This window comes from Streptomyces sp. NPDC053426, from assembly GCF_055585405.1.
Genome location: NZ_JBVJKE010000001.1, coordinates 707,940 through 733,341, shown reverse-complemented (window position 1 = coordinate 733,341; position 25,402 = coordinate 707,940). Strand labels below are relative to the sequence as shown.

Annotated in this window: 24 protein-coding genes and 1 riboswitch; of the genes, 12 read left to right on the top strand and 12 right to left on the bottom strand. The window is 72.4% G+C overall.

The features are described 5' to 3' along the window. Nucleotides 1-49: 49 nt before the first annotated feature. Nucleotides 50-739, bottom strand: a complete 690-nt coding sequence (gene phoU, locus ACZ62B_RS03150; RefSeq protein ID WP_073934358.1) for a phosphate signaling complex protein PhoU — start codon at nucleotides 737-739, stop codon at nucleotides 50-52. A 201-nt stretch (nucleotides 740-940) separates the two neighbouring features. Here phoU and phoR point away from each other — a divergent pair, with 201 nt between their 5' ends. Together phoR and phoP are read left to right on the top strand one after the other, a co-directional pair. Then, entirely contained in the window at nucleotides 941-2,272 is a 1,332-nt protein-coding gene (phoR, locus tag ACZ62B_RS03145; protein WP_344559480.1) for a two-component system sensor histidine kinase PhoR, read from the top strand. Beyond that, nucleotides 2,269-2,949, top strand: a complete 681-nt coding sequence (gene phoP / locus ACZ62B_RS03140) for a two-component system response regulator PhoP (RefSeq protein WP_030829297.1) — start codon at nucleotides 2,269-2,271, stop codon at nucleotides 2,947-2,949. The genes phoR and phoP overlap by 4 nt, the downstream gene beginning before the upstream one ends. A gap of 256 nt (nucleotides 2,950-3,205) precedes the next feature. Here phoP and ACZ62B_RS03135 read toward each other — a convergent pair whose 3' ends face one another. Further along, nucleotides 3,206-3,913: a copper chaperone PCu(A)C domain-containing protein gene (locus tag ACZ62B_RS03135; RefSeq protein WP_469689181.1), complete on the bottom strand. Its 708-nt coding sequence runs from the start codon at nucleotides 3,911-3,913 to the stop codon at nucleotides 3,206-3,208. A gap of 664 nt (nucleotides 3,914-4,577) precedes the next feature. Between ACZ62B_RS03135 and ACZ62B_RS03130 the strand changes: the two genes are divergently transcribed. The 6 genes from ACZ62B_RS03130 to ACZ62B_RS03105 all read left to right on the top strand — a co-directional run bounded on the left by ACZ62B_RS03130 (nucleotide 4,578) and on the right by ACZ62B_RS03105 (nucleotide 11,151). Then, complete coding sequence (locus tag ACZ62B_RS03130) at nucleotides 4,578-5,060, top strand: CarD family transcriptional regulator (RefSeq protein WP_003953493.1); 483 nt, start codon at nucleotides 4,578-4,580, stop codon at nucleotides 5,058-5,060. A 348-nt stretch (nucleotides 5,061-5,408) separates the two neighbouring features. Beyond that, nucleotides 5,409-6,185 carry a 2-C-methyl-D-erythritol 4-phosphate cytidylyltransferase gene (gene ispD, locus ACZ62B_RS03125; protein WP_344559475.1) on the top strand — a complete coding sequence of 259 codons (777 nt, stop codon included), beginning with the start codon at nucleotides 5,409-5,411 and terminating at the stop codon, nucleotides 6,183-6,185. Then, on the top strand, nucleotides 6,175-6,672 hold the full coding sequence (gene ispF / locus ACZ62B_RS03120) for a 2-C-methyl-D-erythritol 2,4-cyclodiphosphate synthase (protein ID WP_344559473.1): 498 nt from the start codon (nucleotides 6,175-6,177) through the stop codon (nucleotides 6,670-6,672). Before ispD ends, ispF begins: the two co-directional genes overlap by 11 nt. 169 nt (nucleotides 6,673-6,841) lie before the next feature. Then, entirely contained in the window at nucleotides 6,842-8,242 is a 1,401-nt protein-coding gene (cysS, locus tag ACZ62B_RS03115; RefSeq protein WP_344559471.1) for a cysteine--tRNA ligase, read from the top strand. Between the two features lie 157 nt (nucleotides 8,243-8,399). Then, nucleotides 8,400-9,344 carry a 23S rRNA (guanosine(2251)-2'-O)-methyltransferase RlmB gene (rlmB, locus tag ACZ62B_RS03110; RefSeq protein ID WP_344559469.1) on the top strand — a complete coding sequence of 315 codons (945 nt, stop codon included), beginning with the start codon at nucleotides 8,400-8,402 and terminating at the stop codon, nucleotides 9,342-9,344. 187 nt (nucleotides 9,345-9,531) lie between these two features. After that, complete coding sequence (locus tag ACZ62B_RS03105) at nucleotides 9,532-11,151, top strand: DoxX family protein (RefSeq protein ID WP_344559467.1); 1,620 nt, start codon at nucleotides 9,532-9,534, stop codon at nucleotides 11,149-11,151. Between the two features lie 223 nt (nucleotides 11,152-11,374). Here the strand turns inward: ACZ62B_RS03105 and ACZ62B_RS03100 are convergent, their stop codons facing one another. The 3 genes from ACZ62B_RS03100 to ACZ62B_RS03090 all read right to left on the bottom strand — a co-directional run bounded on the left by ACZ62B_RS03100 (nucleotide 11,375) and on the right by ACZ62B_RS03090 (nucleotide 13,340). After that, complete coding sequence (locus ACZ62B_RS03100; protein ID WP_344561855.1) at nucleotides 11,375-11,848, bottom strand: C40 family peptidase; 474 nt, start codon at nucleotides 11,846-11,848, stop codon at nucleotides 11,375-11,377. A gap of 3 nt (nucleotides 11,849-11,851) precedes the next feature. Continuing rightward, a riboswitch (cyclic di-AMP (ydaO/yuaA leader) is annotated at nucleotides 11,852-12,041 on the bottom strand. 347 nt (nucleotides 12,042-12,388) lie between these two features. Beyond that, nucleotides 12,389-12,697, bottom strand: a complete 309-nt coding sequence (locus ACZ62B_RS03095) for a hypothetical protein (protein ID WP_073934675.1) — start codon at nucleotides 12,695-12,697, stop codon at nucleotides 12,389-12,391. 7 nt (nucleotides 12,698-12,704) lie between these two features. Further along, complete coding sequence (locus ACZ62B_RS03090) at nucleotides 12,705-13,340, bottom strand: ATP-dependent Clp protease proteolytic subunit (protein ID WP_468883292.1); 636 nt, start codon at nucleotides 13,338-13,340, stop codon at nucleotides 12,705-12,707. A 68-nt stretch (nucleotides 13,341-13,408) separates the two neighbouring features. On the opposite strand from ACZ62B_RS03090, the gene ACZ62B_RS03085 reads away from it, so the two are divergent. Then, nucleotides 13,409-13,696 carry a type II toxin-antitoxin system Phd/YefM family antitoxin gene (locus ACZ62B_RS03085; RefSeq protein WP_344561860.1) on the top strand — a complete coding sequence of 96 codons (288 nt, stop codon included), beginning with the start codon at nucleotides 13,409-13,411 and terminating at the stop codon, nucleotides 13,694-13,696. 117 nt (nucleotides 13,697-13,813) lie between these two features. Here the strand turns inward: ACZ62B_RS03085 and ACZ62B_RS03080 are convergent, their stop codons facing one another. Beyond that, a complete protein-coding gene (locus tag ACZ62B_RS03080; protein WP_344561862.1) occupies nucleotides 13,814-14,815 on the bottom strand; it encodes an ABC transporter permease in 1,002 nt (333 codons plus the stop codon). Nucleotides 14,816-14,922: 107 nt separating this feature from the next. Here ACZ62B_RS03080 and ACZ62B_RS03075 point away from each other — a divergent pair, with 107 nt between their 5' ends. Both ACZ62B_RS03075 and ACZ62B_RS03070 read left to right on the top strand, forming a co-directional pair. Then, nucleotides 14,923-15,552 carry a TetR/AcrR family transcriptional regulator gene (locus ACZ62B_RS03075; RefSeq protein ID WP_468883287.1) on the top strand — a complete coding sequence of 210 codons (630 nt, stop codon included), beginning with the start codon at nucleotides 14,923-14,925 and terminating at the stop codon, nucleotides 15,550-15,552. Nucleotides 15,553-15,828: 276 nt separating this feature from the next. After that, entirely contained in the window at nucleotides 15,829-17,430 is a 1,602-nt protein-coding gene (locus ACZ62B_RS03070; RefSeq protein ID WP_469689180.1) for an alpha/beta hydrolase, read from the top strand. 70 nt (nucleotides 17,431-17,500) lie between these two features. Here the strand turns inward: ACZ62B_RS03070 and ACZ62B_RS03065 are convergent, their stop codons facing one another. Then, on the bottom strand, nucleotides 17,501-18,226 hold the full coding sequence (locus ACZ62B_RS03065; protein ID WP_344561867.1) for a lysophospholipid acyltransferase family protein: 726 nt from the start codon (nucleotides 18,224-18,226) through the stop codon (nucleotides 17,501-17,503). Nucleotides 18,227-18,391: 165 nt separating this feature from the next. Between ACZ62B_RS03065 and ACZ62B_RS03060 the strand changes: the two genes are divergently transcribed. Beyond that, nucleotides 18,392-18,847 (top strand): RpiB/LacA/LacB family sugar-phosphate isomerase, encoded by a 456-nt coding sequence (locus tag ACZ62B_RS03060; protein ID WP_344561869.1) that lies wholly within the window; start codon nucleotides 18,392-18,394, stop codon nucleotides 18,845-18,847. 5 nt (nucleotides 18,848-18,852) lie between these two features. Here the strand turns inward: ACZ62B_RS03060 and ACZ62B_RS03055 are convergent, their stop codons facing one another. The 5 genes from ACZ62B_RS03055 to ACZ62B_RS03035 all read right to left on the bottom strand — a co-directional run bounded on the left by ACZ62B_RS03055 (nucleotide 18,853) and on the right by ACZ62B_RS03035 (nucleotide 25,344). Further along, on the bottom strand, nucleotides 18,853-20,082 hold the full coding sequence (locus tag ACZ62B_RS03055; protein ID WP_469689179.1) for a PP2C family protein-serine/threonine phosphatase: 1,230 nt from the start codon (nucleotides 20,080-20,082) through the stop codon (nucleotides 18,853-18,855). A gap of 11 nt (nucleotides 20,083-20,093) precedes the next feature. Beyond that, nucleotides 20,094-22,544, bottom strand: coding sequence for a SpoIIE family protein phosphatase (locus ACZ62B_RS03050; RefSeq protein WP_468889907.1), 2,451 nt, complete (start codon nucleotides 22,542-22,544; stop codon nucleotides 20,094-20,096). A 136-nt stretch (nucleotides 22,545-22,680) separates the two neighbouring features. Beyond that, nucleotides 22,681-23,907: an ornithine--oxo-acid transaminase gene (rocD, locus tag ACZ62B_RS03045; protein WP_344561874.1), complete on the bottom strand. Its 1,227-nt coding sequence runs from the start codon at nucleotides 23,905-23,907 to the stop codon at nucleotides 22,681-22,683. After that, the gene (ddaH, locus tag ACZ62B_RS03040) at nucleotides 23,904-24,716 is read right to left on the bottom strand and encodes a dimethylargininase (protein ID WP_344561875.1); all 813 of its coding nucleotides are present in this window, start codon (nucleotides 24,714-24,716) and stop codon (nucleotides 23,904-23,906) included. The genes rocD and ddaH overlap by 4 nt, the downstream gene beginning before the upstream one ends. A 124-nt stretch (nucleotides 24,717-24,840) precedes the next feature. Further along, complete coding sequence (locus tag ACZ62B_RS03035) at nucleotides 24,841-25,344, bottom strand: Lrp/AsnC family transcriptional regulator (protein ID WP_344561877.1); 504 nt, start codon at nucleotides 25,342-25,344, stop codon at nucleotides 24,841-24,843. Nucleotides 25,345-25,402: the final 58 nt, after the last annotated feature.

Below are 25,402 nucleotides of genomic sequence, written 5' to 3'. Positions count from 1 at the left end.
GCTCGTACGAGCCCCGGCCGGCCCCCGTCGCGCGGGGGCACGCCGGCCGTCAGGCCCCCTCGACCCCCGGCACCGGCTGCAGGTCCGACTGGATCTCGTCCGCGTGTTCGCCGGTGACCAGGTACACCACCCGCTTGGCGACCGAGACCGCGTGGTCGGCGAAGCGCTCGTAGTAGCGGCCCAGCAGCGTGACGTCGACGGCCGTCTCGATGCCGTGCTTCCAGCGGTCGTCCATCAGGTGCTGGAAGAGGGTGCGGTGCAGGAGGTCCATCGCGTCGTCGTCCTGCTCCAGCTGGAGCGCCAGGTCGACGTCCTTGGTGATGATCACCTCGGCCGCCTTCGCCATCAGGCGCTGCGCGAGCTGGCCCATCTCCAGGATCGTGGCGTGCAGGTCGCGCGGGACCCCCCGCTCCGGGTAGCGCAGCCGGGCCAGCTTGGCCACGTGCTGGGCCAGGTCGCCCGAGCGCTCCAGGTCGGCCGACATCCGCAGCGAGGTGACGACTATGCGCAGGTCGGTCGCCACCGGCTGCTGGCGGGCCAGCAGGGCGATGGCACGGGCCTCCAGGTCGTGCTGGAGCTCGTCGACCTTCTGGTCGGCCTCGATCACGCTCTCCGCCAGCTTCAGATCGGCGTCGAGGATGGCCGTCGTGGCGCGTCCGATCGCCGACCCGACCAGCCGGGCCATCTCCACCAGACCGTCGCCGATCGAATCCAGTTCCTCGTGGTACGCGTCCCGCATCAGTGTTCCTCTCGTGCTTCTTCGTCCGGGCTTCAGGGGCCTGCTCTCCTCCCCACGCTCCCACGTTGTGGGCTCTACGCGTCCGATTCCGCCACCTCACGTGAACCGCCCCTGGCTCCAAGGTGAACTCTGGGCGACGAGTGTTCGAGCTCGCACTCCGACGGCTGTGGGCACCGCCCGCGCCATGCCTAACCTGGACGCATGGACGTGAACGCGGCGGTCGCCGCAGTGGCAGCGATCGCCGGGGTGCTCACCGGCGTCATCGCCATGCTGGCGTTCCGCTTCAGCGAGCGCGAACAGAGGCGCCCCACGCGCACCTCGCTGCACACGGACCCGGTGCTTCCGCCGGGTGTGGACACCGTGCTGTCCGTGCTGCGCTCGTCCGCCGTCGTCCTCGACGAGGCCGACGGCGTGGTCAAGGCCAGCTCCGCCGCGTACGCCCTCGGGCTGGTCCGCGGCGGCAAGCTCGCCGTGGAGCCCATGCTGCAGATGGCCCGCGACACCCGGCGCGACGGCGAGATACGCCAGGTCGAGCTGGACCTGCCCCGCCGGGGGACCGGACGCGGCGAGGCCCTCGCGGTGTCCGCGCGGGTGGCGCCGCTCGGCTCCCGGCTTGTTCTGCTGCTCGTCGAGGACCTCACCGAGGCCCGCCGCATCGAGGCGGTACGACGTGACTTCGTCGCCAACGTCAGCCACGAGCTGAAGACGCCCGTCGGGGCGCTCTCGCTGCTCTCGGAGGCCGTGATGGACGCCTCCGACGACCCCGAGGCGGTGGAACGGTTCGCCGGGCGGATGCAGATCGAGGCGACCCGGCTGACGAACCTGGTGCAGGAGCTCATCGACCTCTCCCGGGTGCAGAACGACGACCCGCTGGAGGACGCCGAACCCATCCGCGTCGACGAACTCGTCGCCGAGGCCATCGACCGGTGCCGGCACGCGGCGGGGACGAAGGAGATCACCATGGCCGCGGGCGGCACCGCCGACCTGCACGTATGGGGTCACCGCGGCCAGCTCGCCGCCGCGCTCGGCAACCTCGTCGAGAACGCGGTCAACTACTCACCCGCCCGCACCCGCGTGGGCATCGCGGCCCGTACGGTCGCGCAGCCCGGCGGGGACCTGATCGAGATAGCGGTGACCGACCAGGGCATCGGCATCTCGGAGAAGGACAAGGAGCGCGTCTTCGAGCGCTTCTACCGGGTCGACCCGGCCCGCTCCCGTGCCACCGGCGGTACGGGGCTCGGTCTCGCGATCGTGAAACACGTGGCCGCCTCGCACGGCGGGGAGGTCACGGTGTGGAGCGCCGAGGGCCAGGGTTCCACCTTCACCCTGCGGCTGCCGGAGGCCCGTGCGGCCCGCGCCCGCGCCCACCAGACGTCCCACCGGGACGACATGTCCTCCCAGGACGACATGTCCCAGCAGGACGGCGACACCCACGGCCTCGACGGTGAGGCCCGGCGGGCGTCCCACTCATCCCCCCACTCTTCCGATCCATCCGCGTACGAAACGCTTCCCTCCCCGGAGGTCCTTCCGTGACCCGTGTGCTCGTCGTCGAGGACGAGGAGTCCTTCTCCGACGCCCTGTCGTACATGCTCCGCAAGGAGGGCTTCGAGGTCGCCGTCGCGACCACCGGGCCCGACGGACTCGACGAGTTCGAGCGCAACGGCGCCGACCTCGTTCTCCTCGACCTGATGCTGCCCGGCCTGCCGGGCACCGAGGTCTGCCGCCAGCTGCGCGGCCGTTCCAACGTCCCCGTCATCATGGTGACCGCCAAGGACAGCGAGATCGACAAGGTTGTCGGGCTGGAGATAGGGGCCGACGACTACGTCACCAAGCCGTTCTCCTCGCGGGAGCTGGTGGCACGTATCCGCGCGGTGCTGCGGCGGCGCGGGGAGCCGGAGGAGGTTGCTCCGGCGGCGCTGGAGGCCGGGCCGGTGCGGATGGATGTCGACCGGCATGTGGTGACGGTGGGCGGGACCAAGGTCGATCTGCCGCTGAAGGAGTTCGATCTGCTGGAGATGCTGCTGCGGAACGCGGGGCGGGTGCTGACGCGGATGCAGCTCATCGACCGGGTGTGGGGGGCCGATTATGTCGGTGACACCAAGACGCTCGATGTTCATGTGAAGCGGTTGCGGGCGAAGATCGAGCCGGATCCGGGGGCGCCGCGGTATCTGGTGACGGTTCGGGGGCTGGGGTACAAGTTCGAGCCGTAGGCCTGTGGCTCGGTGTTCACCGGTGCCGGTGCCGGTGCCGGTGTCGGTGCCTGTGCCTGTGCTGTAGCCGGGCGGGGGGTGTCGCGCAGCCCGGCGTTCGCGGGGTACCGCAGCGCCCACCCGTGCCGCCCCAGCGGCACGATTGCCCGCAGTTGTGCGGCAGTCGTGCCCGTAGTTGTGCGGCAGTGGTGCCCGTAGTGATGTGTGAAGGGCGGGACCCCTCTCAGGGGTCCCGCCCTTCATGTCGTACGCGTGCTCAGTGACCGGTCTGTGCGCTCGCTGAGGCCGCGTCGGTCGGGGTGACCGACTCGGTGCCGGTCTCCGTCGAGTCGCCGGTCTCGGTGCCGCCCGGGGCGCCGGTGGCCTCGTCCGTGGTGCCGGCGGCCGGGTTGTCGGAGGACTCCGCGGACGGCTCCGTCGACGGAGCCGTCGAGGCGCCCGGCGCGGCGGCCTCCTCGCTCGGGCCCCAGCTCTCGAAGAAGTGCTCGGCCGGGAAGACGATCGCGCGCAGGCTCACGTCGCCGGTCTCGCTGAAGGTGAAGGTGACCTTCTGGGCGTTGCCGTCCTGGACGGCCTCACGGCTGCTGGGCAGAACGGCGGACGCGTTGCCCTCGCCGCCGAGGATCAGCGAGCCGCCGGCCGGGACGGTGAGGCTGCCGCCCTCGGCGGGGGTCAGCTCGGCGGTCTTGCCGGTGCCGGGGATGGTGACCGACTCCAGCGTCTGGTCGGTGCGGCCCTCGTTGAACAGGGTGGCGGAGACGACCGCCGGGCCCGTCGACTCCAGGTCGGGCTGGGTGATGACCGTGGCGTTCTGGACCTTGATGTCACCGACGGTCGTCGCCGCGTTGTCCGGCCGGATCTCCAGGGTCTGGGCGTTGTGGCCGGCCGCGCACGCGGAGAGCGGGGCGATCGAGAACGCGATGGCGGCGGCGGCGAGAGCGCCGCGTCGAAGGCTGCTGCTCACGGCGGCGGCAACTCCTTGACTCGAGTCGTTCGGCGACCGTGTGAAGCCGCCCTAAGTGTCTGTCAGCGGCCTCAGGTTACCGAGCCGTCCCCACGCGGCCGCACCCGACCCTCCCGAGACGTCCCGTGTCGGCCCGGCAAGGCGTGCCCGGAACCTCCGCCACCACCCCCGTCACCACCTCATCGACGGTCGAGAGCGGGCACGCGCCGCCTCTTGAGTCACAAGTGACTCACCGGTCACTTGGGCCGCTTTCACGCCGCACTCCCGCGCCATTCCCATAGTGATCGCGCATTTCCCGTGAAGGAATGAGCGGAGGGCTCCGGAATTGATCACCGGCCGCTCATCCTCGTGCCGTGTGATCAATTCCGGATTCGGCCGGAACCCGGCTCCGCGCACCGAACGGAGTAGCGGAACTCGAGCACTTGGAACCGGACATATGGGGATGTTCGACCGCTCGTGCGGGGTTCCGGATGTGTGTGACGTGCGTGTTTCGCTCGCGCCGGAGAGCCGCTCCGACCTGCGAATACCTGCTTCCGCTAGACGTCCGCAGCACGTTCCTGTTGCTGTTGTCAAGCCCCGAGAATGGCCCTGACCTGCGAAAACGCCATTCAGAAGACGCCGTATCCGTGTTACCCTGGATAGCCACGGAAGGGGTACCTGTCACATGACGTTCAAGGTTGGCGACACCGTGGTCTATCCCCATCACGGGGCCGCGCTGATCGAGGCTATCGAAACTCGCCAGATCAAAGGCGTGGACAAGACCTACTTGGTGCTGAAGGTCGCCCAGGGTGACCTGACGGTACGTGTGCCAGCGGACAATGCGGAGTTCGTCGGCGTACGTGATGTGGTCGGTCAGGACGGGCTGGACCGGGTCTTCGAGGTGCTGCGCGCACCGTACGCGGAGGAGCCCACGAACTGGTCCCGTCGTTACAAGGCAAATCTCGAGAAGCTCGCCTCGGGCGATGTCATCAAGGTCGCGGAAGTCGTGCGTGACCTGTGGCGTCGTGAGCGCGAGCGCGGACTCTCCGCCGGTGAGAAGCGCATGCTCGCCAAGGCGCGTCAGATCCTGGTCAGCGAGCTCGCCCTCGCGGAGAACACCAACGAGGACAAGGCCGAGGCCCTGCTCGACGAGGTCCTCGCCTCCTGAGATCTCTGAGCCCGGGATCCCGAGCCGCAGCCCGCGGCCCGTTCCCGACACTCAGTACTTCGAAGCACTTCGAAATGCCGCGGTGCCCGATGACGTCATGGATGTCGCCGGGCGCTGCGGCATGTTCGTACCCGGACACCCTGCGTACGCTGCACTTGCGCCGCACCGGGGAATGTGTCATGACTCACGTCCCCACCCCTGGCGTGCCGGGCCCGGGCGGTCGACTCGACCAGAATCACGGAAGGGGCTGGTCAAGGCGGAACGCCCGGCACTCCCCCCGCTCCGGGAGCAGGGGGTACGCCCAGGCCATACCCACCCGGGCCGAGCACACAAACCTGACAGGAACCGATGTCTGACGATCCGCTCCCCCCGCCGTCGCCGAACCCCGCATCCGGCCGTACGACCGCCCCTACGGCGGCCGTGATCCCGGCCGCCGGCCGTGGTGTACGCCTCGGACCGGGCGCCCCCAAGGCGCTCCGCGCGCTGGGCGGCACGCCCATGCTCATCCACGCCGTCCGCGCGATGGCCGCCTCCCGCGCCGTCTCCCTGGTGGTCGTCGTGGCCCCGCCCGACGGCGCCCCCGAGGTCAAGTCGCTGCTCGACGCGCACGCCCTGCCCGACCGCACCGACTTCCTCGTGGTCCCCGGCGGCGAGAGCCGCCAGGAGTCCGTGAAGCTCGGCCTGGACGCGCTGCCGCCCGGCTACGACATCGTCCTGGTGCACGACGCGGCCCGCCCGCTCGTCCCCGTGGACACCGTCGACGCCGTCATCGAGGCCGTACGCGACGGAGCGCCGGCCGTCGTGCCCGCGCTGCCGCTCGCCGACACCGTCAAGCAGGTCGAGCCCGCCGGCGCCCCCGGCGAGCCGGAACCCGTGGTCGCCACCCCGGACCGGTCGCTGCTGCGGGCCGTGCAGACCCCGCAGGGCTTCGACCGGGCCACCCTCGTACGCGCCCACGAGACGGTGAAGGACGACGTCACCGACGACGCGAGCATGGTCGAACAGCTCGGCCTCACCGTCGTCACCGTCCCCGGGCACGAGGAGGCCTTCAAGGTCACCCGCCCCCTCGACCTGGTCCTCGCCGAGGCGGTCCTGGCCCGCAGGAGGCTCAACGATGGCTTCTGAGCAGCCGTACCCCCTGCCGCAGGTCGGCATCGGCACCGACATCCACGCCTTCGAGGACGGCCGCGAACTGTGGTGCGCCGGCCTGAAGTGGGAGGGCGAGGGCCCCGGCCTCGCCGGCCACTCCGACGCGGACGTCGTCGCCCACGCCGCCTGCAACGCCCTCTTCTCCGCCGCCGGCCTCGGCGACCTGGGACAGCACTTCGGCACCGGCCGCCCCGAATGGTCCGGCGCGTCCGGCACCACCCTCCTGACGGAGGCCGCCCGCATCGTCCGCGAGTCCGGCTTCCGCATCGGCAACATCGCCGTACAGGTGGTCGGCCCCCGCCCGAAGATCGGCAGACGCAGGCAGGAGGCCCAGAAGCTCCTCTCGGAGGCGGCGGGCGCCCCGGTCTCGGTCTCCGGCGCCACGACGGACGGCCTCGGCTTCCCGGGAAGAGACGAGGGCCTCATGGCGGTGGCGACGGCGCTGGTCGTACGAGAGGGGTGAGCGTCCCGTCCCAAGGGGCGCGGGCCGTGCCGATATGCGGCTCCGCCGCGTGGACGCGACCGGCCCCCACCGGACCCGCGGACGACGAACAACCGGGCCCGCCCATGACAAACGTCCCCGAAACAGCGAGGCGCACCGCGCACACCCCCGCGCCTACTACCCTGGTGTCGTGACTATTCGCCTGTACGACACCAGCGCCCGGCAGATCCGTGACTTCACCCCGCTCCAGCCGGGTTGCGTCTCGATCTACCTGTGTGGTGCCACCGTGCAGGCGGCACCCCACATCGGGCACATCCGCTCGGGCCTGAACTTCGACATCATGCGCCGCTGGTTCGAGTACCGCGGCCTGGCGGTGACGTTCATCCGCAACGTCACCGACATCGACGACAAGATCATCACCAAGTCCGCCGAACAGGGCCGCCCCTGGTGGTCCATCGGCTACGACAACGAGCGCGCCTTCACCGACGGCTACCGCGCCCTCGGCTGCCTGCCCCCGACCTACGAGCCGCGCGCCACCGGCCACATCACCGAGATGGTCGAGATGATGCGCGGCCTCATCGAGCGCGGGCACGCCTACGAGGCCGACGGCAACGTGTACTTCGCGGTCACCTCGTTCCCCGAGTACCTGAGGCTGTCCAACCAGGAGCTGGACAACCTGCTCCAGCCGTCCGCCGAGGGCGAGACCGGCAAGCGGGACCCGCGCGACTTCGCGATGTGGAAGGCGGCCAAGCCCGGCGAGCCGAGCTGGGAGACGCCGTGGGGCCGCGGGCGCCCCGGCTGGCACCTGGAGTGCTCGGCGATGGCGCACAAGTACCTCGGCAGCGCCTTCGACATCCACGGCGGCGGCCTCGACCTGATCTTCCCGCACCACGAGAACGAGATCGCCCAGGCCAAGGCCTACGGCGACGAGTTCGCCCGGTACTGGGTGCACAACGCCTGGGTCACCATGAGCGGCGAGAAGATGTCGAAGTCGCTCGGCAACAGCGTCCTGGTCTCCGAGATGGTCAAGCGCTGGCGGCCCATCGTGCTGCGCTACTACCTCGGCACCCCGCACTACCGGTCGATGATCGAGTACAGCGAGGAGGCCCTGCGCGAGGCCGAGTCCGCGTTCGCGCGGATCGAGGGCTTCGTGCAGCGCGTGACGGAGATGGCCGGGGGCGTCGTCGAACCCGCCGCCGAGGTGCCGCCCGCGTTCGCCGAGGCGATGGACGACGACCTGGGCGTCCCGCAGGCGCTCGCCGTCGTGCACACCACCGTCCGGCAGGGCAACAGCGCGCTGGCCGCCGACGACAAGGAGGAGGCCGTCGCCCGCCTCGCCGAGGTCCGCGCCATGCTCGGCGTGCTCGGCCTCGACCCGCTGGACCCGCACTGGGCCGGCGAGAGCGACCGCGGCGAAGACCTCCACGGCGTGGTCGACACCCTCGTCCGCATGGTCCTCGACCAGCGCGAGGCCGCCCGTGCCCGCAAGGACTGGCCCACCGCGGACGCCATCCGCGACCAGCTGGGCCAGTCCGGCCTGGTCGTCGAGGACAGCCCGCAGGGGCCGCGCTGGAGCCTCGGCCCGCGCTGAGGAGCCAGGCCCCGACAGGCCCTGACCTCGGCGTCCGAAGATCGACTGTGCCGTCCGGGCCTCCGGGCGGCACACTTCATAGGCACACGTCACAGACGTGCGCGCAAAGCACGCACACAAGCAGCACCACCCACGACTTCATGGAGACGGATACCTCATGGCCGCGAACAACCGCCGCATGTCCGGCAAGAAGGGCGCGCAGGTCGGCAGCGGCGGCCAGCGGCGCCGGGGCCTGGAAGGCAAGGGGCCCACGCCGCCCGCCGAGATGCGCAAGGGGCACGCCAAGCAGCGCGCCGCCCAGGCGAAGGCCCGCCGCGCCCAGGGCGCCCGCCCGCAGCAGCGGCGCGGCGGGGGCCGCTCGGCCTCCGAACTCGTCGTCGGCCGCAACCCGGTCGTCGAGGCGCTGCGCGAGGGCGTGCCCGCCTCCACGCTGTACGTCCAGCAGTTCATCGACAACGACGAGCGGGTGCGCGAGGCGCTCCAGCTCGCGGCCGAGCGCGGCGGCATCAACCTCATGGAGGCGCCGCGTCCCGAGCTCGACCGCATGACCAACGGCCTGAACCACCAGGGCCTGGTCCTCCAGGTCCCGCCGTACGAGTACGCGCACCCCGAGGACCTCGTCGCCGGCGCCCACGACGAGGGGCAGGACCCGCTGATCGTCGCCCTCGACGGGGTCACCGACCCGCGCAACCTCGGCGCGGTCGTCCGGTCCGTCTCCGCGTTCGGCGGCCACGGCGTCGTCGTGCCCGAGCGGCGCGCCGCCGGGATGACCGCCGGTGCCTGGAAGACGTCCGCCGGTACGGCCGCCCGTACGCCCGTCGCCCGCGCCACCAACCTGACGCGTGCGCTGGAGGCGTACAAGAAGGCCGGGATCGCGGTCGTCGGCCTGGCCGCCGACGGCGAGGCCGAGCTCGGCGACCTGGACGCGCTGGACGGACCGGTCGTCATCGTCGTCGGCAGCGAGGGCAAGGGCCTCTCCCGGCTGGTCGGCGAGACCTGCGACTTCCGGGTGCGGATCCCGATGCCGGGCGGCGCGGAGTCGCTCAACGCCGGTGTGGCGGCGGGCATCGTGCTGTACGAGGCGGCGCGTCGGCGGGGCTGATGCCGGGGGCCGGTGAAGGCCGCCGGTCGGGGTCGGTGCGGCGGGCAGGGGTGCCGTCGGCGGGGTCGGACGGGTGTTCGGTGAGGTCGCCCGTACGGGGCGTCGCGGAGGGTCCGGGCAGGTTTGACGCGGTCCGGACACTTCCGGCGGGTCAAGGCAGTGTCCTAACGCCGTGTCACTCGGTTAGATGAGTGTGGACACCAGAACACCCCGCACGCCCACGGGGGACCGCTCGTCGGGACTCGACGACGCTCCCGCGCTGAGCATGGTGAAGGTGCCGAGCGATCCGGCGCAGGTCATCGTCAATCACGCCAGCTTCCGCGTGCAGCTGGGCGTCTCGGCGCGGCGCGCCCAATCGCCGCGGATCGCACGGCACGTGAGCGCCGCCGAGGACACCGCCCGCATCCCCGTCGTCACCACCGTGGGCACACCGGGCCAGTCGGGCGCCCGCCGTCGGCCCGTCGTCTGGAGCGGCCGGTCCGCGCCCGACGACACCGGCGCCCACCGACTGCTCCAGGCCGTACGGCACGAAGGCGTCCGCCACGCCGACGAGCCGCTCACCGACGCCGGGGCCACCCAGGTCATCCCGCGCACCGGCACCGGGTACGACCCCGCCGACGACCCGGTCGCCCGGACCCTGGAAACCCCGTTCGTCGGCGCCCAGCGCCGCCCGGCCGACGGGCCCCTGCTGCCCCCGATGCGCACGGTCGGCAGCGTCTACGACGAACCCGCCTACGACGAACCCGCGTACGACGACGGGTACGAGGACACCGGCCGCCGCGCCGGACGGCACGGTGACGACCCGGCCCGGCACGCCTACTACCCCGGCCGCCGGATGAACCTCGGCGTCGTCCTGCTCCCGCTGCGCGTCTTCCTCGGCGGCATCTCCGTCTACGCCGGAATGAGCAAGCTGTGCGACCCCCTCTACTTCGAGGGCGGCCGGCGCGGCTCCATGGTCAAGTGGCTGCACACCCTGCACCCCTGGGAAGTCGCCGAGCCGCTGCGCCAGTTCGCCCTGGAGCACCCCATCGGCTCCGGCCTCGCCATCGCCTTCGCACAGATCGTCGTCGGCGTCCTGACCGCCCTCGGCTGCTGGCAGCGCCTGGCCGCCGTCGTCGGGGCGGCACTCTCGGCGGCACTGCTGGTCACCGTCAGCTGGAAGAGCGTCCCCGCCTACGAGACACCCGACATCATCTACCTCGCCGCCTGGTCACCGCTGATCATCGCGGGCGCCCCCGTCTACTCCGTCGACGGCCGCCTCGCGAGCCGGGCCTGGCGCCGGCTCGGCCCCCGCGCCGCCATCTGGGACCTGCGCCGGTACGTGCTGCGCCGGGGCGCCCTGGTCACCTTCGTGGTCTGCGGGTTCAGCATGCTCGTCGGCTCACTGCTCGGCGGTGCCGTGCGGGACGCCGACCGGGTGGTCGTCCCCGGGCCCGGCGAGGCCCCGCGCAACGAGCTTCCCGGCTCCCCGCTGCCGAAGGAGTCCGGCGAACGCCAGAAGGAGGAGCGGACCCCGGCCGCCTCCACCTCGCCCACCCGGGACGCCACTTCGGGCGGGACGAGCCCGTCCGCCGGTGCCACCACCCCCGGCGCGACCCAGGGCGCCGGCGCGGTCACCGGCGCGCCCAGCCAGACCCAGGGCAGCGTCGGCCAGGCCCCGTCCCGGCAGTCCTCCCCGGCCGGTCAGGCGCCGAGCACCAGCTCCGGCCCCACCTCGGGCGGCGCCTCCGGCGGCAGCGGCGCACCGAGCGGGGGCAGCGGCGGTTCCTCCGGGAGGCCCGGACTCGTCGGCGGCCTCCTGGGATAGCCGGCACGTATACGGCGGTGGGGGGGGGGGGGGGGGGGGGGGGGGGGGGGGGGGGGGGGGGGGGGGGGGGGGGGGGGGGGGGGGGGGGGGGGGGGGGGGGGGGGGGGGGGGGGGGGGGGGGGGGGGGGGGGGGGGGGAGGGGGGGGGGGGGGGGGGGGGGGGGGGGGGGGGGGGGGGGGGGGGGGGGGGCCCCCCCCCCCCCCCCCCCCCCCCCCCGCCGCGGTCACCTCACCCGGCCGTACGAGACGCTGCGGGTCCAGATCTTCTGCAGGCGCACCACGTCCCCGGTCTTCGGGGCGTGCCAGATCTTGCCCTTACCCGCGTAGATGCCGACGTGGTAGACGTAGCCGCCCGAATGGAAGAACACCAGGTCTCCCGCCCTGCGGCTGCCGGCGGAGATGTGGCGCGTGTTGTTGTACTGCTGGGCGGCGGTGCGCGGCAGCTTCTTGCCGGCCTTCTTGAACGAGTACAGCGTCAGACCCGAGCAGTCGAACCTGTACGGACCCGTGGCGCCCCACTTGTAGGGCGAGCCCTTCTTGGAGGCGGCGATGCTCAGCGCCTTGGTGGCCGTGCTCGCGGCGGCCGCCTCCGAGGCGGCTCCGGGGACCACGATGGAGCCGCCCACGGCGGCCAGGGTGAGGGCCGAGGCCGTGCCGGCCCGGGCCATGAGAGACGGGACACGATTGAGCGCAGTCATGCGCAACCCTTCGTCAGCCGCCTGTGAAGGATGACCTGTCGGATTCGGGCTGGCGAAGTGGCCCGGCCGCACATGTGCGGCTTCACCCCAAGGACTGCTCGGAACTGACGTCCCGGCGGCCCGTCGTGCTTGGGTCCTCCACTCCTGCCGATCCACTCCTGTCGACCGGTCATCCGGGCGGCGGCAGGACTCGGCGTCCGCCCGGATCGCCCCGCCGCGGCGGCGGGGTCTTGTCGTCAGTCACGGATCTTGACTCATGGCGCGATCGAAATCCCAACGGAACGTGGGGTTTGTGTTGTTACTCACCAATCATCCGTTCGGGTGGACACCTCCCTGTTCGGACCCTCGCCGAGGGCCGGGGGGAGCCGCGGACCAGGGAGGGAAAGCACCGTTCCGGTCGTGCGGTACGCGCGTTGCGCAACTTCGTGCGCCCGAAAACAGCAGGTTCGTCTACGCCGGACGGGGGTACACCGTTTGGTCCGTTTCAACCCCGGCCGGTGCGCACCGCCGACCGGGGCCGCCGTCCGGGGCCCTCGGGTGTCAACTGCCGCGGGCCGGCGGCAGCGTGACCCTGGCCGTGCGCCGTTCGCCGTCCAGCACGCGCAGGGCCCGGGCCAGCGTGTCGGAGTGCAGTTCGCTCTCGCCGCGCCGGTGCATCAGGGTCAGCGCGTCGCGCAGCGCGACGGCCTTGCCGACCAGCGCCTGGGCCGCGCGCAGTCCGCGGTAGGTGTCACCGCCCAGGGCCGGGTTGACCCGGCCGAGCAGGTCGACGGCCTCGAGGTAACGGTCGATCAACTCGGCCTCCGCGCGGGTCAGCGCGGGCAGCGGCGGCAGCTCCGGTGGCAGCATCCGCGGCTCACCTCGCGCCGGAGGCGGGGGACAGGCTCCTGCGGTCGGGCACGATCCGGTCCGCCAGGCCGTACTCCACCGCGGCCCGCGCGTCGAGGACCTTGTCCCGCTCGATGTCCGCCCGGACCTGCTCCGGGGTACGGCCCGTGTGCCGGACCAGGATCTCCTCCATCCGTGACCGGATACGGGTCAACTCCTCGGCCTGGATCGCCAGATCGCTGGTCTGTCCCTCGACCGGCTCCAGGAGGGAGGGCTGACGGAGCACCAGGCGGGAACCGGGCAGCAGCAGTCGCTTGCCCGGGGTGCCGGCGGCCAGCAGCAGCGCGGCGGCGCCCTCCGCCTGGCCCAGGCAGATCGTCTGCACGTCGCAGGAGACGTAGCGCAGCGTGTCGTAGATCGCCGACATGGCGTGGAAGGAGCCGCCGGGGGAGTTGACGTAGAGCGAGATGTCCTGGTCGGGGGAGTGGTGTTCCAGGTACATGAACTGCGCCATCACGTCGTTGGCGGAGGTCTCGTCGACCTGTGTCCCGAGGATGACGATCCGCTCCTCGAGCAGCTTCGAGTAGGGGTCCGTCGTCCGGTTCCCCGATGCCGTGCGTTCGGTGAACTCGGGCAGGACGTGACGGGCGGACGGTCGGGTCATGAGAGCCCCTCCTGTCTGGTTGTCTCTGTAAAAAATGTACAGGACGTACGTGACGTTATGATGGGTTCATGGCCTACGAGATTCCGGTTACCCAAGCCAGGGCTGAGCTCGCCGACCTCATCAACCGCGTGGTGTACGGCGGTGAGCGCGTCGTCGTGACCCGGCACGGAAAACCCCTCGTCGCCCTTGTCTCCGCCGATGACCTGCGACGACTCGAAGAACTCAGGGAGGTGCCGGAGCCCGCCGAGGAGCAGGTGATCAGCACGGTGGCCGGTGTCCGCGAGGTCGCGTCCGCTCCCCGCGAACGGCAGCGCTTCGGCATCGCGGCGGAGCACCGGGGGACGGCCACCTCGTAACCCCTCACGACGGAACCGTGCACCCCCGTCCGCCACGGCGGGGGTGCACGGTCGTTCCACGCGGCCGGAGACCGGCCGTCGAGCGGACCGATGCCGACCGGCGGGGCCGGTCCGCGGTCAGCCGACGGGGACCGGTGCGCGCTCGGACGCGGACCGCGTGTTCCCCGTCCGTTCCTTCAGCGCGCCGCCGACCAGTACGGCGCCCAGGCCCAGCACGGCCCACCAGGTCAGCGTCAGGGCGGGGCCGGCCGCCGCCGCGCCGTCGAAGAAGGACACCGAGCGCAGCAGCGACACGCCCGCCCCCGGCGGCAGCCACCGGCCGATCGCCCCGGCCGGCTCGGGCAGCATCTCCGGTGCCGAGGACGCCCCCGAGAAGGGGTTGCCGAGCAGCATGATCACCAAGCCGCCGAGCGCGATGCCCGCCCGTCCGAGCAGCGCCGCGAGTCCGGCGACCGTCGCCCCCATGGCCAGCGCGGCCAGCGCGAACGTACCGGCCACCGTCCACCAGTTCCCCGGAACGGCGTCCAGCCAGCTGTGCGCCAGCGCCGCGGCCACCGCGCCGACCAGGGCGGCGGATCCGGCCAGCGCGGCCACCGCGCGGGCGCCGCGCAGCCCCAGCAGCGTCACCGCGGCACCGGCGCCGATCCCGGCCAGGGCCAGCGGCAGCACGCTCGTGTTCAGGACCGCGCCGCGCGGGTCCCCCTCGGCGGCGGGCACCACGTCCACGGTGGTGACCCGGCCGCCGGAGGCCGCGGTCTGCTGGGTCACCGCCTGTTGCAGCAGCTGGGCCACGACCGGGCTCGCGGCGGACGCGGTGAGCAGTTTCGGTCCCTGCCCGGTGACGACGACCGCGCCGTACACCTCGCGGCTCTCGACCGCTTCCCGGGCGGCGGCCTCGTCGGCGTAGTGGTGGAGGTCGAAGGCACCCTCCTGGCGCTCCAGCCGCTGCTCCACCGGTGCGGTCGCGGCGGTGGGGCCGGCCACGCCGAGCGGCAGGTCGTGGGGTGCCGTGCGGGCCGCGGGCCAGGCGAAGGCCCAGAGCGCCAGCGCCACCAGGGCGGGGATCAGCAGTGTCACGGCGACGACGCGACGGTGCGGCGGCAGTGTCGAGAGGGACATGAGGGCTCCGGCGATCTGAAAGAAGGATCGTTCGTTTTAGGTTCACCGCCACCGTCCCGCTCCGCCCGCTCCTTGTCAAGAAGGAATGTTCGTTTTAGATTGCGGTCATGGCCCGCGTATCCCAGGAACACCTCGACGCCCGCCGCCGCCAGATCCTCGACGGCGCCGCGTCCTGCTTCGCCCGCAACGGCTTCCACGCCACCTCGATGCAGGACGTGCTCAAGGAGGCGGATCTCTCCGCGGGCGCCGTCTACCGGTACTTCCGGGGGAAGGACGAGCTGATCGCCGCGATCGTGACCGATGTGCTCGACACGGTGCGCGGGATCCTCGAACAGGCCGCCCGGGAGAGCCCGCCGCCCACCCCGGACGTGCTCATCCCGCGGGCCCTGGCCCGGATGAGGGAGCAGCGGCCGGCCACTCTGGACGACGGTGAGTGGATGTTTCCGCGGCTGATGATCCAGGTGTGGACGGAGACCACGCGCAGTCCCGAGCTGGCGGCTGTGCTGGGTGAGGGGTACGACAAAGTCCGCGGGGCCTGGGGGAGGGTCGCCGAGGGGTACCAGGAGGCCGGTCTGATGTCCGCCGACGCGGACACGGATGCCGTGGCGCGGGCGATGATCGCGCTGGTGCAGGGATTCGCCGCTCAGATGGCGCTCTTCGGGGGGATCTCCGAGCGGACGCTGGGGGAGGGGCTGCGGGCGCTGATGGCCGTGGGGCCCGTCCGGACGGACACCTGACGAGTGGTCGCCCCCGCCGCCCGTTTCCATTCCCCGCCCCCGGGGGCTGCGCCCCCGGACCCCCCTTCGGCCTGAACGGCCTCGTCCTCGAACGCCGGACGGGCTGAGAACCCGGCCTCGCCCTCCAGCCGGACGGGCTGAGAAGTGTGTCCGATTGACGGGGTGTCAATATCCGGTTATCGGATTGGCAAAGAACGGCCTCGAACCCTGTTCCCGGCTGCCTCACAGCGGCGAGGATCCCCCTGCCCATCGCAACGACGTACGGGGAGGCCCCACTTGAGGGACAGCGGACCGAAGAGACGGGCGGCGGCGCTCGGTTCGGCCGGAGTGCTCGTCACGGCGACGCTCATAGCCGGCGCCGTCGCGGCGCCCACGGCGAGCGCGACGGCGGACACCCACCACGGCAAGGACCGCGAGGCCAGGGGCGTGGCGATCGCCGCCGCCCGGGCCGCGGAGACCGGCATCGACTGGCAGGACTGCCCCGCCGACTGGAACCTGGCCAAGCCGATCCAGTGCGGCTGGGTCTCGGTGCCGATGGACTACGCCAAGCCGTACGGCAAGCAGATCAAGCTCGCCGTCGACCGCATCGGCAACACCGGCACCAAGGGTGAACGCCAGGGCGCGCTGCTGTACAACCCGGGTGGTCCCGGCGGTTCCGGTCTGCGCTTCCCGGCCCGGGTCACCGCCAGGAACCCGGTCTGGGCCAATGTGGCCACAGCGTACGACTTCGTGGGCTTCGACCCGCGCGGCGTCGGCAAGTCCGCGCCCATCTCCTGCGCAGACCCGCAGGAGTTCGTCAAGGCGCCCAAGATGGACCCGGTGCCCCGCTCCGAGGCCGACAAGCGGGCCCAGCGCAAGTTGGCCCGCGAGTACGCCGAGGGCTGCCACGAGCGCAGCGGCGAGATGCTGCCGCACATGACCACGCCGAACACCGCGCGCGACCTCGACGTCATCCGTGCCGCCCTCGGCGAGCGGAAGCTCAACTTCCTCGGCGTCTCCTACGGCACCTACCTCGGCGCCGTCTACGCCACCCTCTTCCCTGGCCACGTCCGACGCATGGTCGTCGACAGCGTCGTCAACCCCTCCCGCGAGAAGATCTGGTACCAGGCCAACCTGGACCAGGACGTCGCCTTCGAGGGCCGCTGGAAGGACTGGCAGGACTGGGTCGCGAAGAACGACGCGACCTACCACCTCGGGGACACCCGCGCCGAGGTCCAGGAGCGGTGGCTCGAACTGCGCGCCACCGCCGAGAAGAACCCCCTCGGCGGCGTCGTCGGCCCGGCCGAGCTGATCTCCTTCTTCCAGAGCGCCCCGTACTACGACTCCGCGTGGGCGCCCACGGCGGCCGTCTTCAGCCGGTACGTCGCCGGCGACACCCAGGCGCTCGTCGACGCCGCCGCCCCCGACCTCTCCGACACGGCGGGCAACGCGGCCTCGGAGAACGGCAACGCCGTCTACACGGCCGTGGAGTGCACCGACGCCAAGTGGCCCACCAGTTGGCGCAAGTGGGACCGAGACAACACCCGGCTGCACCGGGACCACCCGTTCATGACCTGGGCCAACGCCTGGATGAACCTCCCCTGCGCCACCTGGCCGGTCAAGCAGCGCACGCCCGTGGACGTCAAGTCCGGCAAGGGGCTGCCGCCGGTGCTGATCGTCCAGTCCGAGCGCGACGCGGCCACCCCGTACACGGGCGCCGTCGAACTGCACCAGCGGCTCAGGGGCTCCCGCCTCATCACCGAGCGGGACGCCGGATCCCACGGGGTCACCGGCCTGGTCAACTCCTGCGTCAACGACCGGGTGGACACCTACCTGCTCACCGGCGGGCTGGACCGCTCCGACGTGACCTGCGCACCGCACGCCACGCCGAAGCCGTGACACCCACGCCGTACGACACGAGGGGCGGCCGGAACTCTCCGGCCGCCCCTCGTCCGTGCGCCCACCGGGATCAGCTCAGCGGCATGCGCGGGAAGCGGCGCTTGTCCTCCGCCCTGCGCTCGGCCTCCTCCGCCTTGGCGACGGCCGCGTACTGGTCGACGTACTCCTGCTCGGACAGGGTGAGGATGGCGTACATGAGCTCGTCGGTGGCGGCGCGCAGGACCGCCTTCTCGTTCTCCATCCCCGCGTAGCGCGAGAAGTCCAGCGGCTTGCCGAAACGGATCACCACCGGGTGGATCCGGGGGATCTTCCTGCCGGGCGGCTGGGCCTCGAACGTACCGATCATCGCGCAGGGGATCACCGGGACGCCCGCCTTGAGGGCCATCACCGCGACGCCGACCTTGCCCTTGTAGAGACGGCCGTCGTGCGAGCGCGTGCCCTCCGGGTAGATGCCGAGCAGTTCCCCCCTGCCCAGCACGCCGAGGCCCTCGCGGATGGCGGCCTGCCCGGCCTCCTTGCCGGAGCGGTCGACGGGGATCTGCCCCGCGCTGTGGAAGAAGAACGCCGTCAGCCGGCCCTTGAGGCCGGGGCCGGTGAAGTACTCGGCCTTGGCGAGGAAGGTGATGCGCCGCTTGAGCACGGCCGGCATCAGGAAGTGGTCCGAGAACGACAGGTGGTTCCCCGCGACGATGGCGGCGCCGGACGACGGCACGTGCTCCAGGCCCTCTATCCGCGGCCGGAAGACCAGACGCAGCAGCGGACCCAGCAGCACGTACTTGAGCAGGTAGTAGAACAAGGACACGCTCCTCGACTCCGGCGGACGGGCGGTGCCGCCGCATCCCGGCAGGCCATCCGGCACGTCGTGGGGTGCCAGTCTAGGCGCGGGCGGTACGGCCCGGCATCAGGTTCGACGCGACCGGAAGGCACCGTGCCGGACGGCCGGCCGAGTAGGCTCGGACGCATGCGGATCTCCGTCTCCTCCGACATGGACGAACCCGTGGCCCGCGCCCTCCTCGCCGAACTCCGTGCGCGCGGCCACGAGGTACGCGCGCACGGCGCCCTGAACCCCGGGGACGACCCGCAGTGGGCCGTCTGCTCCGAGGCGGCGGCCCGTGAGGTCGCCTCCGGTACCGCCGACCAGGCGGTGGTGTGCTGCTGGACCGGCACCGGCGCCTCGATCGCCGCGAACAAGGTGCCCGGCGTCCGGGCCGCCCTGTGCACGGACGCCTACACGGCGGACGGCGCGCGCCGCTGGAACGACGCCAACGTGCTGGCGATCGGCCTGCGGCTGACGTCCGGGCCGCTGCTGACGGAGATCCTCGACGCCTGGTTCGCCGGCGCGCCCAGCGACGACCCGGAGGACCGGCGCAACGTGGAACGCACCGTACGCCTCGACCGGGAGCGCACCGGCGCCTGACCCGCCTACAGCCGTACGACGACCAGCGCCGCGTCGTCGGTGGCGCCGCCCGGCGGCAGCAGCTCCAGCAGCACGATGTCCGCGAGCGTCTCGGGATCCTGCGTCCGGTGCCGGCGCAGGGCCCCGGCGAGCCGCAGCAGTCCCCTGTCGATGTCCTCCCGGCGCCGTTCGATCAGCCCGTCGGTGTAGAGCACCAGGGTCGCCCCCGGCTCGAACCCGGTCGCCGCCTCCGGCCGGGGCGTAGGGTCCGGCTGGGCGTCGAGCGGCGGGTCGGTGGCCCGGTCGAGGAACTCCACGCGTCCGTCGCGGTGGAGCAGCACGGGCGGCGGATGGCCGGCGCTGCTGTAGGTGATGGTGTGCCGGTCGAAGTCGATGAAGGTCGTCACCGCGGTCGCGGACTCGGCGCCGTCCACCACATGGGCGTAGCGGCCCACCACGTTCAGCGCCTGCGCGGGCCCGTCCGCCACCCGGGAGGCGGCGGTCAGCGCGCTGCGCAGCTGGCCCATCACCCCGGCCGCCGCCAGCCCGTGCCCGACCACGTCGCCCACGGACACGCCGATACGGCGCCCGCCCACCAGGTCGACCAGGTCGTACCAGTCCCCGCAGACGTTGAGCGCGCCCACCGCCGGCCGGTAGCGCACCGCGGCCCGGTGGTGGCCGACCTGCCGGCGGGCGGGCAGCATCGCCTCCTGCAGCGCCAGGGCCACCTCGCGCTCCCGGGCGTGCGCCTGGCGCAGCCGGTTGTTGAGCTCCTGCAGCTCGCGGGCGCGCGCGTACAGCTCGGCCTCCAGCATCCGCCCCCGGCCGTCACCCGCGCCGCCCCGGACCCGGATCAGCTCGGTGACCTCCTCGACCCGGTGCACGATCAGCACGACCCGTCCGTCGGGGCCGAGCACCGGGGTGTTCACCGGGCTCCAGTAGCGCTCCTCCCACTTCCCGGAACGCTCCGGGTTCTCCACGTCGTAACGCTGCACCGCCATGGTGTCGCGCTCACCGGTGGACAGGACCCGCCGCAGCGAGGCGCGCAGTTGCCGCGCGCCCACGGCCTCCGGGTCGTTCGGGTTCTCCGGGAACACGTCGAACAGGAAGCGGCCCACCACGGCCTCGCGGGAGCGCCCGGTCCCGCTGACGAACGCCTCGTTGACGTCCGCGTACACCAGGTCCGGGGTCAGCAGCGCCACCATGCCGGGCAGGGCCTGGTAGACCGCCGCGTAGTCGATCGACGCCTCCGCCATGGACCCTCGCCTCACTCCGGCGGCGCGGTCAGTGACTGCTCCGCCCAGATGATCTTCCCGTCGGGGACGAACCGGGTGCCCCACCGCTGGGCGAGCTGCGAGACCAGCAGCAGCCCGCGCCCGCCCTCGTCCATCGCGCGGGGATGCCGCAGATGGGGTGCGGTGGCGCCGCCGTCGAACACCTCGCACACCAGCGCCCGCTCGTGGATCAGCCGCAGCCGCACGGGCCCGCCGGCGTGCCGGATGGCGTTGGTGACCAGTTCGCTGACGACCAGCTCCGTGGTGAAGACCAGTTCGTCCAGACCCCAGCGGGCCAGTTGCCGGGTGCTGGTCCTGCGGGCCTCCGCCACGACCGCCGGGTCCGCCGGCAGGTCCCAGGCCGCGATCCGTCCGGGGCCGAGACGTTTGGTGCGCGCCATCAGCAGGGCCACGTCGTCGTACGGCCGGGCCGGGACCAGCATGTCGACCACCGCGTGGCAGCTCTGCTCGAGCGCGGTCGTGGCGCCCTGCAGCACCTGCCGCAGCCGTTCGCGGTCCGTCCCGTCGGGCGAGGGTTTCCCGCCGGCCAGCAGACCGTCCGTGTGCAGGACGAGCGTGCTGCCCTCGGCCAGGGTCAGCTCCACCGCCTCGAACGGCGGGCCGCCCACACCGAGCGCGGGTCCCTGCGGGAGGTCGACGAAGGTGACCGTGCCGTCGGGCGCCACCACGGCGGGCGCGGGATGACCGGCGGCCGCCATCGTGCACTGCCCGGTCACCGGGTCGTAGACGACGTACAGGCAGCCGGACCCGACGGACCGGCCGGGGAAGTCCCCGTACTCCCCGTCGCCCTCGTCCCGCGCCAGCCGGGACGCCAGGTCGTCCAGATGGGCGAGCACCTCCTCGGGCGGCAGGTCGATCGCGGCCAGCGTCCGTACGGCGGTGCGCAGCCGCCCCATGGCCGCGGCGGCGCCGATGCCGTGCCCCGGCACCTCGCCGACGACCAGGGCGACACGGGCGCCGGACAGCGGGATCAGGTCGTACCAGTCGCCGCCCAGCCCGGTCAGCTCGTCCGCCGGGCGGTAGCAGGCGGACACCTCCACGGCGTCCTGCTCGGGCAGTCGGCGGGGCAGCAGACTGCGCTGCAGGACCAGCGCGGCGTCCCGCTCGCGGGTGTAGCGCCGGGCGTTGTCCACGCAGACGGCGGCGCGGGAGACGAGGTCCTCGGCCAGACTGAGGTCGCCCTCCTCGAAGGGGTTCTGCCGGCGGCGGCGGAAGAACGTGGTGACGCCCAGGGTGACACCCCGGGCCCGGACCGGGACGGTCATCGCACTCTGCAGGCCGAGCTCCAGGAAGGTGGACTCCCGGCCGCCCGGCGTCGCGGCCCACTCCGGGGCGAGCGGGTCGAGCTGCTCCTGGCGCCAGGACCGGCCCGTGGTCAGGGAGCGCACCGGCGGGGAACCCGCCGGGTACGACACGGCCGTCCCGGTCTCCACGGCCGTCCGCGGCAGGTCCTCGTACAGCGACCGGTGGCCCGCGCGGCGCAGCGGCACCCGGTCGGAGTCGGTGAGCGGGCCCGGCGGGAGCTCGGCGCCGCGCAGCACCGTCTCCAGCAGGTCCACGATGACGAAGTCCGCGAGATCGGGCACGGCCACGTCCGCCAGCTCCTGCGCGGTGCGCAGGATGTCCAGGGTGCGGCCGATGTGCTCTCCGGCCCGGTCGAGCAGGGCGAGGCGCTGACGGGCGCGGTGCCGTTCGGTGACGTCCACGACGGTGTAGTACACGCCCATCGGGCGGCCCCGGTCGTCGTCGAGGCGGGTGAACGACAGCATGTGCGCGGTCTCGCGCAGCGGTGCCGAGCGGGCACGGCCGACAAGCTCGTAGTCGATCACCCGTTCGCCGGTGTCCAGCACGTGCCGCATGCGCTCCTCGACGGCCTCGGCGTCCAGCCCCGGCTGGATGTCCGCGAACCGCAGCCCCAGGCGCCGCCCGGCCGGCCCGCCGCCGTACTGTTCGAGCGCGGCGTTGGACCACACGAAGCGCAGCTCCGTGTCCACGATCGCGATGCCGATCGACGTACCGGCGACCATCTGCTCCAGCACGACGCGGCTCATGTCCCAGCCGGGCGAGCCGGCCAGCTCCGACAGCAGGACCAGCAGCGACGAACGGCCCCGCGGCCCCACGGTCGGCGTGATCCGCACCATCACCGCGACCGGCCGCCCGTCCCGGTGCCGGGCCGTCATCAGCCCCGCCCAGTCGCCGTCCGAGCGGCACCGCTCGACCAGGTCCGGCACCCGCTCGGCGTCCTCGGGGACCAGCAGCTCGGCGAACTTGCGGCCCACGGCCTCGGCGGCGCGGTACCCCAGCAGCCGCTCGGCCCCGCCGGTCCAGCTCGTCACCATGCCGTGCGGATCGAGCAACAGGGGAACGGCGTCGGCCACATCGAACCCCTGCCGGGCAACGTCCTGCTCCTTGTGTCCGCCCACGGCCGACCTCTCTGTCGCTGAGAGTGGTCTACCCCCTCTTGTCCCCATCTTCACCCTTCGGGTGGGATGTGGGCTCCCTGGGATACGCCGTCCCCCGCCGAGCCCCCGCCGAGCCCCCGGCGGGGACGGCGAGGGCTCAGGCCTGCCGGGCCAGGACCTTCTCCACGGTGTGCAGGGCGCTCTGCAGCTCCTCCGCCGTGACGGTCAGCGGCGGGGCCAGGCGGATGGTGGAGCCGTGGGTGTCCTTGACCAGGATGCCCTCCCGCATCAGCCGTTCGCTGACCTCGCGGCCGGTGCCGAGCGCCGGGTCGACGTCCACGCCCGCCCACAGACCGCGGGAGCGGAACCCGACCACGCCCTTGCCGACGAGCGACTCCAGGCCCTCGCGCAGGATGCCGCCCAGTTCCGCCGCCCGGCGCTGGAACTCGCCCGTCTCCAGCAGCTCCACCACGGCCGTACCGACCGCCGCGGCCAGCGGATTGCCGCCGAAGGTCGATCCGTGCTCACCCGGACGGAGCACCTCGAGCACCTCCCGCCGGGCCACCACCGCCGACACCGGGACGATGCCGCCGCCCAGCGCCTTGCCGAGCAGCACCACGTCCGGGACGACCGACTCGTGTTCCACGGCGAGCGTACGGCCGGTGCGGCCAAGGCCCGACTGGATCTCGTCCGCGATGAACAGGCACCCCGCGCGGCGCGTCAGCTCCCGCACCCCGGCGAGGTAGCCGTCGTCCGGGACGATCACACCCGCCTCGCCCTGGACCGGCTCGATCAGCACCGCGGCCGTCGTCTCGTCGACCGCCGCCTCCAGCGCCGCGAGATCGTTGTACGGCACCACACGGAAGCCCGGGGTGAACGGCCCGAACCCGGCCCGCGCGACCTCGTCCGTGGAGAAGCTCACGATCGTCGTCGTACGGCCGTGGAAGTTGTCCGCCGCCACCACGATCGTCGCCCGGTCCGCCGGGACGCCCTTCACGTCGTAGGCCCACTTGCGGGCCACCTTGATCCCGCTCTCCACCGCCTCCGCGCCGGTGTTCATGGGCAGCACCATGTCGAGACCGGTCAGCGCGGCCAGCCGCTCCGCGAACTCGGCGAGCCGGTCGTTGTGGAACGCGCGCGAGGTCAGCGTGAGCCGGTCGAGCTGGCGGTGCGCCGCCTCGATCAGCGCCGGGTGCCGGTGGCCGAAGTTGAGCGCCGAGTAGCCCGCCAGCATGTCCAGGTACCGGCGGCCCTCCACGTCCTCCACCCACGCGCCCTGCGCGCGGGCGACGACCACGGGCAGCGGATGGTAGTTGTGCGCGAGGACCGGCTCCTCGGCACCGATCAGCTCGGCGGACGAACGCGCGGGTACGACAGAGGTCATGAGCGGATCTCCTGAGTGCAGCACTTGATGCCCCCGCCGGCCTTGTGGAACTCGGACAGGTCGACGGGAACGGGAACGTAGCCGCGGTCGGCGAGCCGGGCGGCGAGGGCCGTGGCCCCCGGGGAGACGAACACGTGGCGCCCGTCGGAGACGGAGTTCAGCCCGAACGCCATCGCGTCCTCACGGGTCGCGAGCACCGCGTCCGGATACAGCCGGGCGAGCACCTCGCGGCTGCCCGGCGAGAACGCCTCCGGGTAGTACGCGACGTTCTCCTCGTCCAGCGCGAACAGCGCCGTGTCCAGGTGGTAGAAGTACGGGTCCACCAGCGTCAGGCCGATCACCGGCACCCCGAAGAACTCCTGCGCCTCGTGGTGCGCCTCACGGGTGGTGCGGAAGCCGGTGCCGGCGAGGATCCAGCGCCCGGCGGGCACCAGGTCGCCCTCGCCCTCGCACACCGACCCGGGACGGTGCACCTCGTACCCCTCGGCCTTGAACCAGGTCTCGTACGGCACGGACTCCGGGCGCCGCTCGGGCGCCAGGAAGAGGGAGCCGAGGACGCGGCCCCCGACGACGACCGCCGCGTTCGCGGCGAACACCATGTCGGGCAGATCGGGCTCGGGCCTCACGGTCTCCACGGTATGACCGTGGTCGCGGTAGGTGTCGACCATCGTCCGCCACTGGCGTCGGGCGAGGGCGACGTCGACGGGACGGTCGGGATGCATCCAGGGATTGATCGCGTACCGGACGGCGAAGTGTCTGGGTTCGCAGACGAGGTATCGCCGCCGGGACGCCACACGGAAGTCGGGCACAGAGGGGTTCCTCCGCTTCCACGCGGTCTCGACAGGGGGTGAGACCACGGTAGGAAGCGAGCGATACGGACGACAAGGAACAAGAGCTGCGTGTTCGCGCAGGAACGCTGCGCGATTCCACCGTTCAGCGCACGTCTGATGCGCCGTCCGGGGCGGGCTGACTCACTCCTGCCTCAGGACTGTCCGGCAGCAGATGGGACAGCACCATCACACTGATCGTCTTCCGGATGAACGGCTCCTGGCGGATCCGCTCCAGCACCTCCTCGAAGTGCTCCACGTCCCGCGCCCGTACGTGCAGCAGCGCGTCCGCGCCGCCGGTCACCGTCATCGCCGCGGCGATCTCCGGATGGTTGCGCACCACCTCCGCCAGCCGCCGGGGCGGCGCCGCACCCTCGCAGTACACCTCGACATAGGCCTCGGTGCGCCAGCCCAGCGCCGACGGCCGCACCGTCGCCGTGAACCCGGTGATCACCCCGGTCTCGCGCAGCCGGTCCACCCGGCGCTTGACCGCCGTCGACGACAGCCCGACGGCCGCGCCGATCTCGGCGAAGGACGTCCTGGCGTTCGCCATCAGCGCGGTGACGATCTTCCGGTCGAGCTCGTCGAACGACGCGGGCCTGCTGTTCATGCGGGCACTGTATCCAGCGCGAACGCCCACGTCCGGGGCATGTCCAGACGTGGAAATC

Bases quoted from the DNA above. Each gene is read 5' to 3' on its own strand.
- phoU (WP_073934358.1), bottom strand. From the start codon at position 739: ATGCGGGACGCGTACCACGAGGAACTGGATTCGATCGGCGACGGTCTG.
- phoR (WP_344559480.1), top strand. From the start codon at position 941: ATGGACGTGAACGCGGCGGTCGCCGCAGTGGCAGCGATCGCCGGGGTG.
- ACZ62B_RS03130 (WP_003953493.1), top strand. From the start codon at position 4,578: ATGACGTTCAAGGTTGGCGACACCGTGGTCTATCCCCATCACGGGGCC.
- ispD (WP_344559475.1), top strand. From the start codon at position 5,409: ATGTCTGACGATCCGCTCCCCCCGCCGTCGCCGAACCCCGCATCCGGC.
- ispF (WP_344559473.1), top strand. From the start codon at position 6,175: ATGGCTTCTGAGCAGCCGTACCCCCTGCCGCAGGTCGGCATCGGCACC.
- rlmB (WP_344559469.1), top strand. From the start codon at position 8,400: ATGGCCGCGAACAACCGCCGCATGTCCGGCAAGAAGGGCGCGCAGGTC.
- ACZ62B_RS03105 (WP_344559467.1), top strand. From the start codon at position 9,532: ATGAGTGTGGACACCAGAACACCCCGCACGCCCACGGGGGACCGCTCG.
- ACZ62B_RS03100 (WP_344561855.1), bottom strand. From the start codon at position 11,848: ATGACTGCGCTCAATCGTGTCCCGTCTCTCATGGCCCGGGCCGGCACG.
- ACZ62B_RS03095 (WP_073934675.1), bottom strand. From the start codon at position 12,697: ATGCTGCCACCGGAGCTGCCGCCGCTGCCCGCGCTGACCCGCGCGGAG.
- ACZ62B_RS03090 (WP_468883292.1), bottom strand. From the start codon at position 13,340: ATGACCCGACCGTCCGCCCGTCACGTCCTGCCCGAGTTCACCGAACGC.
- ACZ62B_RS03085 (WP_344561860.1), top strand. From the start codon at position 13,409: ATGGCCTACGAGATTCCGGTTACCCAAGCCAGGGCTGAGCTCGCCGAC.
- ACZ62B_RS03080 (WP_344561862.1), bottom strand. From the start codon at position 14,815: ATGTCCCTCTCGACACTGCCGCCGCACCGTCGCGTCGTCGCCGTGACA.
- ACZ62B_RS03075 (WP_468883287.1), top strand. From the start codon at position 14,923: ATGGCCCGCGTATCCCAGGAACACCTCGACGCCCGCCGCCGCCAGATC.
- ACZ62B_RS03060 (WP_344561869.1), top strand. From the start codon at position 18,392: ATGCGGATCTCCGTCTCCTCCGACATGGACGAACCCGTGGCCCGCGCC.
- ACZ62B_RS03055 (WP_469689179.1), bottom strand. From the start codon at position 20,082: ATGGCGGAGGCGTCGATCGACTACGCGGCGGTCTACCAGGCCCTGCCC.
- rocD (WP_344561874.1), bottom strand. From the start codon at position 23,907: ATGACCTCTGTCGTACCCGCGCGTTCGTCCGCCGAGCTGATCGGTGCC.
- ACZ62B_RS03035 (WP_344561877.1), bottom strand. From the start codon at position 25,344: ATGAACAGCAGGCCCGCGTCGTTCGACGAGCTCGACCGGAAGATCGTC.